Raw genomic sequence first — 11,775 nt, 5'->3', positions numbered from 1 at the left:
GGACGGGGCGTCCGGGCGGGCGTCCGCCGTGGTGCGCAGGGCGTGCGTGGCCGCGTCCGCGAAGGCGGCGACGGCGGCGTCACCGCGCCCCTTGGGCCACGCGACGGAGTGCCGCCAGAACACCGGGGCCCCGGCGAGCGGCCGCCAGACGAGGTCCGGGTCCCGCCCGGTGAGCAGCTGGGTGTCACGGGGAGCCAGGGCCACCGCCCCGGACGACAGCACCAGGCCGCGCACGAAACTGACGCCCTGGCCGTGCCGTACGGCGGCGGGGGTGTAGCCGCCCCGGGCGCAGGCCGTGAGCAGGTCGTCGTAGACCGCGGGCGCGCTGTCGCGCGGGAAGAGGACCAGCTCGTACCCGGTGAGCGAGGCGAGCGGCACCTCGCCGAGCCCGGCCTGCGCGGCGCCGCGCGGCAGCAGCACGCCCAGGTCGCGGCGGAGCAGCGGCCCGAGTTCGAGGCCGGCGACGTCGCACGGGTGGTGGACGATGCCGACGTCCAGCTCGTGCGCGGCGAACGCGGCGAGCTGCTGCGCCGTGGACAGCTCGTGCAGCTCCAGTTCCAGACCGGCGTGGCGGCGCCGGAAGTCCGCCAGCAGCGCGGCGACGGTCTCCCCGGAGATGTCCGGGGACAGCGCGGCCCGCAGCAGCCCCGTCTCGCCGTCCCGGATGCGGCGCGCGGCGGTCAGGAAGGACTCCGAGCGGGCGAGGAGTTCACGGGCCTCGGCGAGCAGCAGCGTGCCCGCCTCGGTGATCGTCACCTGACGGCTGGTGCGTTCGAAGAGCCGCACGCCCAGCTCGCGCTCCAGCCGCGCGATGCGCTGCGACAGCGGCGGTTGCGCCATGCCCAGCCGGGCCGCGGCACGCCCGAAGTGTGACTCTTCTGCAACAGCCACGAAGCACTCCAGGTGCCGCACCAGGTCCACGACCAGTAATCATATCGGGCATTGATCGATCCGACATCCATATGAATCTTGGACAGGGGCGTGAGGCCCTTGCTCTCCTCGGGACATGCGCTCCCTCCGTGACCTCGTCCCGATCCCCCGCCGCCGACCCGGCGCGCTGGCGCTCGCCGTCGCCCTCGCGCTCCCGCTGGCGGGCTGCGCCACCGAAGCCGACCGGCCCGCCGCGGCCCCGGCGGCGAGCAGCGCGACCACGACCGGCAGCCCGGCCACGACCGGCGGCCCGAGCGCCGGCAGCGCCACCACACCCGGCGGCACGGCCACCACGCCCCCCGGCGTCCGCCGGCAGCTGCGCGTGGACGGCCGTACCCGCGGCTACCTCCTGCACCGGCCCGCCGGCGACGGCCCCCGGCCCCTCGTCGTGGCCTTCCACGGCCGCGGCTCGGACGCCGCCGCCCTGCGCGAGCAGACCCGGCTGGAGAAGGCCGCCGGAGCCCGCGGCATGCTCGTCGCCTACCCGGAGGGCCTCGGCCGGGGCTGGGGCGCGGGCACGCAGAAGACCCGGCAGCGCCCGGACCCCGACCTCGACGTGCGGTTCACCGAGGCACTGGTCAGGCACCTCGTGCGCACCGAACAGGCCGACCCCGAGCGGGTCTACGTCGCCGGCTTCTCCAACGGCGGCTCGATGGCCCTGCGCGTCGCGGCCCAGCGCCCCGGCCTGGTGGCGGGCGCGGCCTCGGTCTCCGGCCAGCTGCCCTCGGGCGCCGCCGCGGTCGAGCCCACCGGCCCGGTGCCCGTCATGGTCGTCTACGGCGCCGACGACCCCGTACGCCCCCTCGCGGGCTGGCCCTCCCCGCCGCCGGACCCCGAGGAGCCGATCGTGCCGACCAGGTCGGCCCGGGGCAGCGCGGAGGCCTTCGCCGCCGCCGGACACGCCGGCCGCCCCATCACCGAGCGCGAACGCGGCTACGACCGCACCGTCTGGCACCTCGACGGTGACCCGGCCGCCACCGTCCAGCTCCTCGTCGTCCACGGCGCCGGCCACACCTGGCCGGGCTCGTCCATCACCCCGCCCCAGGGGTTCGGCCCCACCAGCAGGGCCCTGGACGCCACCGACACGGTCCTCGACTTCTTCGCCGCCGCCTGACCGGCGCCGCGGTCCCGTCGCCCTCCGTCCCCCGTTCTCACAGAACAGGAACCCTGATGCCGGACTCCCCCTACCTCACCCCGCCTCCCGGCCGCCGTCGACCGCGGGGCGGCGTGCGGGCCGTCTCCGCCGTGGCGGTCGTGCTCGCGATCGCCGCGGGCGGCTCGTACGCCGCCGGACTCGGCCCCTTCGACCGCGGCGACGACGGCCCCGACCCCGCCGCGATGAAGCAGGCGCGCGCCTTCCTCGCCGACTGGGCCGCCGGGCGCCTGCCGAGCGCGGCCGGCCGCACCACCAGACCCGACCAGGCCCAGGAGGTGATGCAGAGCTTCACCGCCGGCCTCGACATCGACAAGCCCGCGCTGACGGCGGCGCCGGACGCGAAGGAGGCCGACGACGGCACCCTGACCGTCCCGTTCACCGCCCGGATGCCGATCACCGGCCTGGGCACCTGGACGTACGAGTCGCGGCTGCCGCTGCGCGAGCAGGAGGACGGCGGCTGGAAGGTGGACTGGCGGCTGTCCGTGGTCCACCCCCGGCTGAGCGACACGGCGAAGTTCCGGCTGGAGCGCGAGGAGCAGGCCCCGCCCGAGGTCACCGACCGCACCGGTACGTCCATCAAGGGCGCCGACCACCCCTCCCTGGCCCCGCTGCTGGGCAGTATCGCCGGGTCGTCCGGCGGCGGCCCGCGCGGCGCGGTCGAGCTGATCGACCGGGCCACCGGCGAGGTCGAGCGCACCGAGGCCAGGTTCGGCAAGGAACCCGACCCGGCGGCCGAGGACCGGCCCGTCCGCACCACCCTGGACGCCGGCTGGCAGTCCGCCGCCGAACAGGCCCTCGCCGAGGCCGACGGAAAGAACGCCGCCCTCGTCGCCCTGCGCGTCGACAACGGCGAGATCCTGGCCCTCGCCAACTCCCCGGCCGGCGGCTTCAACCGCGCCGCCTCCGGCACCTACGCGCCCGGCTCCACCTGGAAGATCGTCACCAGCGGCGCCCTGCTGCTCAAGGGCGCCGTGGCACCGGACGACGTCGTGGACTGCCCCAAGCACCTGACGGTGGGCAAGGAGTTCCACAACGTCGAGACCTCCGAGCACCCCGGCGCCACCTTCCGCAAGGACTTCACCGAGTCCTGCAACACCGCCTTCATCAGCCTGCGCGGCAAGCTCGCCGACGGGGAGCTGGGGAAGGTCGCCCGCACCTACTTCGGCGTCGGCCAGGAGTGGCACGTCGGCCTCCCGACGTACGACGGGTCCGTGCCGGTGCCGAAGGACGAGACGGAGAAGGCCGCGTCGATGATCGGGCAGGGCCGGGTCCAGGCCAACCCGCTGATCATGGCGTCGGTGACGGCGACGGCGGTCTCCGGCGAGTTCCACCAGCCGTCCGTGACCCCCGGCAACGAGGACGGGACCCGTACCGAGCCGCTCCCCGGCCAGGTCGTCTCCCAGCTGCGCGGGATGCTGCGGGCCACCGTCACCGACGGCACCGCGCACGTCCTCGCGGACCTGCCCGGCGAGGTCGGCGCGAAGACCGGCACCGCCGAGGTCTCGGACGACCAGGACAACAACGGCTGGCTCGTCGCCCACCGCGGCAACGTCGCCGTCGCCGTCGTCGTGGAGGAGGGCGTCACCGGTGGCGGCTCGGCGGGCCCGATCGTGCACAGCCTGCTCTCCGCCGTCCCGGACGACCCGTCCTGAGACGCGCCTCCGCCGTGCCGACGACCCCTCCCCAGACGCCCCCGCGGGCCCGTCAGGCCTGCGCGCCGCCCCGGGCCGGTCCGGTGTCCCCGGTGTCCTCGCGGTCCTCGCGCCGGACGGCCTCGCCGGGGATCACGCGCGGCTCACCCGGTTCCGTCGGCTCCTCGTCCTTCGCCGCCCGGGCCTCCGCCTTGAGGATGCGCGCCGACTTGCCCGCCGAGCGGGCCAGCCCGGGGAGCCTCTTGACGGAGAGGACGGCGATGACGACGACGAGAATGATCACGAGCTCGCTCAGTCCGAACACGGCGCTCCCCCAGGTGGCATGCGGTCCGGCCCGCGGCACGGGCCCGGTCGGAATCTACGGCAGGAAAGGCCCCGGGTCGATCGGACCCCCTCCCGCGCGCCCGCGACGAGGGGGACGGGCGAGGGGACCGGGGGAACATCCGTACGGGAACAACCGGAACCGTCCGGCCGTTCTCCACGGACGAGCGGAGGCTCTGGAGTTCCAGGACTCCCGATCACTTTGCTCGTCCTTTACCATGAGAGGGCAACCCCGGGCGGCCCGCAGCGGCCCCCGCCGACCCCGTTAAGGAGTCCCGTTCCGTAATGGAGCCTCCCAGTACCGGCCGTGCCACGGCCGGCCCGCCAGTCCCCCCGTATCTGCGTGAGGGAAGCGGGGTGGCACGGTGACCGAGGTCCTGCTGCTCCTGCTGGCCCTCCTCCTCACCCTGGCCTGCGCCCTCTTCGTCGCGGCCGAGTTCTCGCTCACCACCGTCGAGCGCGGTGACCTGGAGCGTGCCGCCGAGTCCGGCGAGCGCGGCGCCGACGGCGCCCTGAAGGCCGTACGGTCCCTGACCCTCCAGCTCTCCGGCGCCCAGCTCGGCATCACCGTGACCTCGCTGGTCATCGGCATGCTCGCCGAGCCGTCCCTCGCGGTGCTGCTGCGCGGCCCGCTGACGGCGGCCGGCCTGGGCGGCGCCGCTTCCACGGTGGCGACCGTGCTCGGCGTGGCCGTCTCCACCGTCGTCCTGATGGTCGTCGGCGAGCTGGTCCCCAAGAACTGGGCGATCTCCAGCCCGCTGGCGGTCGCCAAGGTCGTCGCCGCTCCGCAGCGCGGCTTCACCACCGCCTTCGGCCCGTTCATCCGGCACCTGAACAACACGGCGAACCGTTTCGTCCGCCGCTTCGGCCTGGAACCGGCCGAGGAGCTGGCGTCCGCCCGCAGCCCCGAGGAACTGGTCGCCCTCGCCCAGCACTCGGCCGCCGAGGGCGCCCTGGAGGCCGACTCCGCCGAGCTGTTCGTGCGCACCCTGCACCTGAGCGAGCTGACCGCGGAGAACGTCATGACGCCCCGCGTCGACGTCAAGGCCCTGGAGGCCCGCGCCACCGCCGCCGACGCCGCGAACCTCTCGCACGCCACCGGCCTGTCCCGCTTCCCGGTCTACCGGGACAGCCTGGACGAGGTCATCGGCACCGTGCACATCCGCGACGTCCTGGCCCTGGAGCCGGACCGCCGCCGGGCCACCCCCGTCACCGAGCTGGCCACCGCGCCGCTCCTGGTGCCGGACAGCCTGCCCGCCGACCGCCTCCTGGAGCGCATGCGCCGCACCCGCACCATGGCCGTCGTCATCGACGAGTACGGCGGCACGGCGGGCGTGGCGACCGTCGAGGACATCGTGGAGGAGGTCGTCGGCGAGGTGCGCGACGAGCACGACCCCGTCGAGACCCCCGACCTGCTGCCCGCCCCCGCCGGCGCGGACGGCCGCGCGGCCTGGGAGGCCGACGGCTCGCTCCGGCTGGACCGGCTCGCGCGGATCGGCCTGACCGCGCCGGACGGCCCCTACGAGACCCTGGCCGGCCTCGTCGCCACCCGGCTGGCGCGCATCCCGGCCGAGGGCGACGTCATCGACCTCGACGGCTGGTGCCTGCACGTCCTCGGCATCGACCACCACCGCGCCGAGCGCCTGCGCGTCACCGCCCCCGCACCGGCCGAGCCGGACGGCGAGCCGGCGGAGCCGGTGGCCGCGGGCCGGTCGTCCCAGCGGGAGCCGGAGGTGGCCCGATGACCGCCGTACAGCTCCTCATCGGCGCCCTGACGCTGCTGACCAACGCGTTCTTCGTGGGCGGCGAGTTCGCCCTGATCTCCGTGCGCCGCAGCCAGATCGAACCGCGCGCCAAGGCCGGCGACAAGCGGGCCCGGATGACCCTGTGGGGCCTGGAGCACCTGTCGGCCATGATGGCGACGGCCCAGCTCGGCATCACGGTGTCCTCGCTGGTGCTCGGCGCGGTCGCGGAACCGGCGATCGCGCACCTGATGGAGCCGGTCTTCGAGGCCGTCCACATGCCGGGCGCGCTGGTCCACCCCGTGGCCTTCGCCATCGCCCTGGCCCTCGCGACCTATCTGCACATGCTGATCGGCGAGATGATCCCGAAGAACATCGCGCTGGCCGCCCCGGCGACCACCGCGCTGATCCTCGGCCCGCCGCTGGTCGCCCTCACCCGGGCCCTGAAGCCGGTCGTCTTCGGCATCAACGCCTTCGCCAACACGCTGCTCAGGCTGCTGCGGGTGGAGCCCAAGGACGAGGTCGAGGCCGTCTTCACCGACGACCAGCTCGCCCGCATGGTCGTCGACGCCAGCGAGGCCGGACTCCTCACCCCGGCCGACGGCGAGCGCCTGCGCGACGCGCTGGAGCTGGGCACCCGCCCGGTCGGCGAGATCCTGGTCCCGGTCCCGAAGATGCGCACCGTCCCGCACACGGTCACCCCGGCCCGGCTGGAACGCGTCGCCGCCGAGGCGGGCTACTCCCGCTTCCCGGTCACCGGCCCCGGCGGCACCGTCCTCGGCTACCTGCACATCAAGGACACCCTGGGCGTCACCGACCGCGACCGCCCCTTCCCCCGCGGCGCCCTGCACCGGGTCACCCGGGTCCGCATCGACACGCCCCTCGACGACACCCTCACCGCCCTGCGCGCCGAGGACAGCCACCTGGCCGCGGTCACCGGCGAGACGGGCACGGTCCTGGGCTTCGTCACGATGGAGGACGTCCTGACGGAACTCGTGGGTCCGGCGCCGCTGGCGTCCTGACCCCTCCACCGCGCCGGTCGGATATGTGTTCGCCGCGACAGGTATCCGACCGGCGCGACTAGAGTTCAGGTGTGGGGGAACGGGATCCCCACGGCGGGCCGTGTCCACTGCGGTCCGCGGGAAGGTACGCATGCCCTCGGAGAGCAGGCTGGACGCCGAAGGCCGGACGCAGGCCGCCGACCGGCTCGACGACGACCATTACCCGGCGTACACCATGGGCAGGGCGGCCGCGCTGATCGGCGCCACGCCCGGGTTCCTCCGCGCGCTCGGTGAGGCGGAGCTGATCAGCCCGATGCGGTCGGAGGGCGGACACCGCCGGTACTCGCGCCAGCAGCTGCGCCGCGCCGCCCGGGCCCGTGAGCTGGTCGACCAGGGCACGCCGATCGAGGCCGCCTGCCGCATCGTCCGGCTGGAGGACGATCTGGAGGAGGCGCTGCGGATCAACGAGGAACTGCGCCGCGAGGGACGCGGCGACGGGTGAAAACCTCATCCCGGCGAAACAGAATTCACGGACAACCGAACTGAGAAATCATCCGCATTCCCATTCCGGCAGTGATTATGGCGGTGATTTCCTGCCCGCGTCGGCGCGGTTCTCCGTGCTAGGGTCGACATCAGTTGCAGTTGTGGTTGCCCTTTGCGTTACCGGTTTTCCGGGCAGGTGATCATCGCAGCGATGAGTAGGCCCGCACAGTGCGGGTCTCCAGCACTGCCAAGGAGAAAAACATGGCTTCCGGTACCGTGAAGTGGTTCAACGCCGAAAAGGGCTTCGGTTTCATCGCGCAGGACGGCGGCGGCGCCGACGTCTTCGCCCACTACTCGAACATCGCGACCCAGGGCTTCCGTGAGCTCCAGGAGGGCCAGCGGGTCAACTTCGACGTCACGCAGGGCCAGAAGGGCCCGCAGGCGGAGAACATCGTTCCCGCGTAACTCGCGCGAACCACAGGAGGGCCCGCACCGAGAGGTGCGGGCCCTCCTGCGTGTTCCGGGGCCGGCGCGCTCACCAGCCGGTCGCGAGCAGATGGTTGAGGAGCAGCGCCAGCACGGCCTGCGCCGCCAGCCACCCGCGCGGGCGGTCCAGGAAGGCGCAGGCCGGCAGCAGCCACAGGGCGAACGGGAGCCAGATGCGCTCCGTCTCCGCCTTGCTCATGCCGGACAGGTCGGCGGCCAGCAGCGCCACCAGCGCGGCGGTCACCAGCAGCGCCGCCCGCCCGTCCTCGCCGGCCGGGGTCCCGCCGCGCCGCCCGGCCAGGAGCACGCCCCCGGCCCGCCGCAGCCCCGCCACCGTCGCCAGGCCCGTGATGAGCACCGTGCAGGCGAGATTGGCCCACACCCAGTAGCCGTACGGGCGGATGCCGGCCGCGCCCTGGTAGTAGCGCTCGACCAGCAGGCGGTACGCCTCCCACCAGTCGAACCCGGCCGCGGTGAACGCCACCGGCACCACCGCCGCCCCCGCGAGCCACGGCACGAACAGCACCGGCCGCTCCCGCACCCCGCGCCGCCCGAGCCACAGCACCGCCGCGCCGATCACCACGAACAGCGTCAGCCCGTACGACAGATAGCAGGTCAGGCCGAACAGCAGCCCCGAACCCGCCGCCCACCACAGGGAGCGCCCGGTGACCGCGAGGGCCAGCAGCGCCACCGACCAGGCCGCGACCGCCGCGAAGTACCCGTCGGCCGACGTGCCCATCCACACCGCGGCCGGCGTCACCGCCAGGAAGGGTGCGGCCCGCCGGGCGAGCCGTTCGCCGGCCAGCGCCCGCACCGCCACCAGCACCGCCAGGCACCCCGTGGCGCCCACGGTGATGCACCAGGCCCCGGCCCAGCCGCCGCCGCGCAGCCCGATCCGGTCGAGCAGCACGAAGGTGAGCGTGGCCGCCGGCGGGTGACCGGCGGTGTGGGCGGGCCAGTTGTCGGGGGAGTCGATCAGGATGTGCCGGGTGAAGTCGCGCAGGGTCGCCGGGATGTCGTGCCAGCGGTCGATGACCTGGAGGTACTCGAAGCGGGTGGTGAGCCGGACCGCGACGCCCCGGTGCCAGCCGTCGATCAGGGCGAGCGACCAGATCCACGCCGTGGCCGTCGCCCAGGACGCGGCGAGCAGGGCGCGCCACGGCAGCCGGGCGGCGACCGAGGGGCCGTACGCCACGGTCGCCACCGCCAGCGCGACGGCCGCGGGTGTGCCGGGGCCGACGTGCGGGTCCCAGCGGCCGATCAGCGGCGGCCAGCCGACCAGCAGCGAGTGGTCGGTGGCCTGGATGTGGCGGCCGACCAGCACGGCGGCCGTCACGAGGAGCACGGCGGGCACGACGGCGTACAGGTCGCGGAGGCCGCGGGAGTCGCGGGGGTCGCGGTGGCCGGGGCGTTGGCGGATCACATCGGCACCGTAGGCCGCGGGACGGGCCGGGAGTTGGTGCACGCGGCGGACGTCAGCGTTTCGTCATGGGTCGCAGCCCGTCCGGGGGGCCGGTCCCGGCCTACGGTCGGGACATGCGCGACCTCGCCTCACGGCTTCCGTCCTCCCCGGGCTTCTGGCGCAGCCCGGTGCGGGGCCGCCGGTTCACGGCGGTGCTCGGCCTCGTCCTGCTCGTCGGCGTCACCGTGCTGTTCGTGACGGGCCTGCTCTCGTACGCCGCCTACAACCCCGGCCTCGACCCGGTCAACGACAAGACCCCGGACAAGGGGATCCTCGGCTTCTACCTCTTCTCGTGGCCGGCCGGCCCCGCCTGGCTGTACCGCCTCAACCAAGGCGTCCACGTCACCCTGGGGCTCACCCTGATCCCGGTGCTGCTGGCCAAGCTGTGGTCGGTGGTGCCGAGGCTGTTCACGCTGCCGCCGGTCCGCTCGCTCGCCCACGGGCTGGAGCGGATCTCGCTGCTCCTGCTGGTCGGGGGCGGGCTGTTCCAGTTCGTGACGGGGGTGCTCAACGTCCAGCTGGACTACGTCTTCCCCGGCTCCTTCTACCCGCTGCACTTCTACGGCGCCTGGGTGTTCTTCGCCGCGTTCGCCGTGCACGTCGCGCTGAAGACGCCGACCGCGCTGCGGGCCCTGCGGACGCTGCGCGACGAAGGCGGCGACGACCTGGCGGCCCCGCGGCCCGACCCGCCCACCGTCTCCCGGCGCGGGGCGCTGTGGGTGGTCGGCGGGGGCGCGGCGCTGATGTTCGTCACCAACGCCGGCCGCAGCTTCGACGGGCCGCTGCGGCAGACTGCCGTGCTCTCGCCGCACGGCGGACCGGAGCCGGGCGACGGGCCGAACGGGTTCCAGATCAACAAGACGGCCGCGTACGCGGGCATCGACCCGGCCGAGACGCACGCGGACGCCTGGCGGCTCGTCGTCACCGGCCGCACGGGAACCGTCCGGCTCGACCGCGCCGAGCTGCTGGCCATGGAGCAGCACAGCGCGGCGCTGCCCATCGCCTGCGTCGAGGGCTGGTCGACGTCCGACCAGTGGTGGCGCGGGGTGCGGCTGCGGGACCTCGCCGCGCGCGTGGGCTTCGAGGACGACCCGCCGGACGTGTTCGTGGAGTCCCTCCAGCGGCGGGGCGCCTTCCGCAGCGGGGCGCTGCGCGCCAACCAGGTGGCCGACGCGCGCTCCCTGCTCGCGCTGTCCGTCAACGGGGAGACGCTGAGCGCCGACCACGGGTATCCGGCGCGGATCATCGTGCCCGCCGCGCCGGGTGTGCTGAACACCAAGTGGGTGACGCGGATGACCTTCGGAGACCTGGGGTGAGCGCCGTGACGAAGCGGATGCGGGCCCACGCGGCCGGGTGGCAGCCCGCGCTCGGCAGCCCCTTCCAGATCCTCCTGCTGCTCTGCTCCTTCGCGCTCGCCGGCTACGCGGGCGTGCGGCTGCTCGCCGGCGACTGGCTCGGCGTGGCGCTGTGGTTCGTGGGGGCGGCACTGCTGCACGACCTCGTGCTGCTGCCGCTGTACTCCCTGGCCGACCGGGCGGTCGTACGAGGGCTGGGCGCGGCCGGGCGCCGGTCGTGGGCGCTGTACGTGCGGGTTCCGGCCGCGTTCTCCGGGCTGCTGCTGCTCGTGTGGTTCCCGCTGGTCAGCGGCCGCGTGGACCGGCGCTACCGGTCGGTCGCCGGGCTGTCGGCGGAGGGCTTCGCGACCCGCTGGCTGCTGATCACGGCCGTGCTGTTCGGTGGCTCGGCCCTGCTCCTCGCGCTGCGCAGCGCGACGAACCGGCGGCCGCCCGACGTCCACTGAGCGGTGGTCCGCCAGCCGGTGCGGTCCGCGTGGCGGAGCAGGGCGGGCGTGCCGAGCCGTGCCCACGGGAAGGGGCTGCCCGCCGCGCGGGCCGCGGTGACGTCGACGACCTGCACCTGGGCGCGTTCGTCGACGTCGGCCTCGGCCGTCTCGGCGATCAGCAGGCCGCCGGGCGCGAGCAGGGCGGCCACCCGGGAGAGCAGGGCGCGGGGGTCGCCGCCGATGCCGACGTTGCCGTCCATGAGGAGGACGGTGTCCCAGCGTCCCTCGCCGGGCAGCGGATCGAAGACGGAGCGCCGCAGCGAGGGGCCGCCGAGCCGTACGGTGCGGGCGACGGCGGCCTCACTGACGTCGATGCCGAGGACGGCCCGGCCCCGTGCGGACAGCTCCGCCACCAGCCGGCCGGGCCCGCAGCCCACGTCGAGCACGGCGCCCTCGCAGCGGTCCAGCACCTCCAGGTCGACCGCGTCGGCCCGCTCGCACCAGCGTTCCACGTCCAGGGGCAGCAGCCAGCCGTCCGTACGGCGCAGGAACAGCGGGCCCCGGCCGGTGCGCAGGGCGGCGGCGTAGGGGTCGGAGGCGGCCCAGGGGACCGTGTCCGGGGCGGCGTCCGGCCGGGCGGTCCGGGTGCGGCTCGCCGCGCCGTACACCGAGCCGCTCATCGGCCTGCTCATCGGCCCGCCCGCTCGTCCGTGACCGCGGGGCACGCGGCCAGCCGGGCGGCGAAGCGGCCGTGCGGGG

Annotated in this window: 11 protein-coding genes; 7 read left to right on the top strand and 4 right to left on the bottom strand. The window is 74.8% G+C overall.

Annotated features, from left to right (window positions below; genetic code table 11):
• A partial coding sequence (locus GTW67_RS21395) for a LysR family transcriptional regulator (RefSeq protein WP_346010710.1) occupies positions 1 to 891 on the bottom strand: 891 nt, incomplete at its 3' end.
• A 115-nt stretch (positions 892 to 1,006) separates the two neighbouring features.
• Between GTW67_RS21395 and GTW67_RS21390 the strand changes: the two genes are divergently transcribed.
• Together GTW67_RS21390 and GTW67_RS21385 are read left to right on the top strand one after the other, a co-directional pair.
• Positions 1,007 to 2,044 carry a CE1 family esterase gene (locus tag GTW67_RS21390; RefSeq protein ID WP_161166415.1) on the top strand — a complete coding sequence of 346 codons (1,038 nt, stop codon included), beginning with the start codon at positions 1,007 to 1,009 and terminating at the stop codon, positions 2,042 to 2,044.
• 56 nt (positions 2,045 to 2,100) lie between these two features.
• Positions 2,101 to 3,738, top strand: coding sequence for a penicillin-binding transpeptidase domain-containing protein (locus GTW67_RS21385; RefSeq protein WP_161166414.1), 1,638 nt, complete (start codon positions 2,101 to 2,103; stop codon positions 3,736 to 3,738).
• Between the two features lie 52 nt (positions 3,739 to 3,790).
• Here the strand turns inward: GTW67_RS21385 and GTW67_RS21380 are convergent, their stop codons facing one another.
• Entirely contained in the window at positions 3,791 to 4,042 is a 252-nt protein-coding gene (locus tag GTW67_RS21380) for a twin-arginine translocase TatA/TatE family subunit (protein ID WP_161166413.1), read from the bottom strand.
• Between the two features lie 382 nt (positions 4,043 to 4,424).
• On the opposite strand from GTW67_RS21380, the gene GTW67_RS21375 reads away from it, so the two are divergent.
• From GTW67_RS21375 to GTW67_RS21360, 4 genes are all read left to right on the top strand, one after another.
• Positions 4,425 to 5,804: a CNNM domain-containing protein gene (locus GTW67_RS21375; RefSeq protein ID WP_161166412.1), complete on the top strand. Its 1,380-nt coding sequence runs from the start codon at positions 4,425 to 4,427 to the stop codon at positions 5,802 to 5,804.
• Positions 5,801 to 6,823, top strand: a complete 1,023-nt coding sequence (locus tag GTW67_RS21370; RefSeq protein ID WP_161166411.1) for a hemolysin family protein — start codon at positions 5,801 to 5,803, stop codon at positions 6,821 to 6,823. Before GTW67_RS21375 ends, GTW67_RS21370 begins: the two co-directional genes overlap by 4 nt.
• A 130-nt stretch (positions 6,824 to 6,953) precedes the next feature.
• Positions 6,954 to 7,304 carry a MerR family transcriptional regulator gene (locus tag GTW67_RS21365; protein WP_161166410.1) on the top strand — a complete coding sequence of 117 codons (351 nt, stop codon included), beginning with the start codon at positions 6,954 to 6,956 and terminating at the stop codon, positions 7,302 to 7,304.
• A gap of 242 nt (positions 7,305 to 7,546) precedes the next feature.
• Positions 7,547 to 7,750, top strand: coding sequence for a cold-shock protein (locus tag GTW67_RS21360; RefSeq protein ID WP_003975194.1), 204 nt, complete (start codon positions 7,547 to 7,549; stop codon positions 7,748 to 7,750).
• A 70-nt stretch (positions 7,751 to 7,820) separates the two neighbouring features.
• Here the strand turns inward: GTW67_RS21360 and GTW67_RS21355 are convergent, their stop codons facing one another.
• Complete coding sequence (locus tag GTW67_RS21355; RefSeq protein ID WP_346010709.1) at positions 7,821 to 9,194, bottom strand: glycosyltransferase family protein; 1,374 nt, start codon at positions 9,192 to 9,194, stop codon at positions 7,821 to 7,823.
• Between the two features lie 113 nt (positions 9,195 to 9,307).
• On the opposite strand from GTW67_RS21355, the gene GTW67_RS21350 reads away from it, so the two are divergent.
• Positions 9,308 to 10,549: a molybdopterin-dependent oxidoreductase gene (locus GTW67_RS21350; protein ID WP_161166409.1), complete on the top strand. Its 1,242-nt coding sequence runs from the start codon at positions 9,308 to 9,310 to the stop codon at positions 10,547 to 10,549.
• A gap of 346 nt (positions 10,550 to 10,895) precedes the next feature.
• Here the strand turns inward: GTW67_RS21350 and GTW67_RS21345 are convergent, their stop codons facing one another.
• Positions 10,896 to 11,696, bottom strand: a complete 801-nt coding sequence (locus GTW67_RS21345; protein ID WP_161166408.1) for a class I SAM-dependent methyltransferase — start codon at positions 11,694 to 11,696, stop codon at positions 10,896 to 10,898.
• Between the last annotated feature and the right edge of the window lie 79 nt (positions 11,697 to 11,775).

Origin of the sequence: Streptomyces sp. SID5910 (assembly GCF_009862125.1) — a bacterium.
In the GTDB taxonomy this organism is placed as follows: Bacteria; Actinomycetota; Actinomycetes; order Streptomycetales; family Streptomycetaceae; genus Streptomyces.
This window is presented reverse-complemented; position numbering and strand designations above follow the sequence as displayed.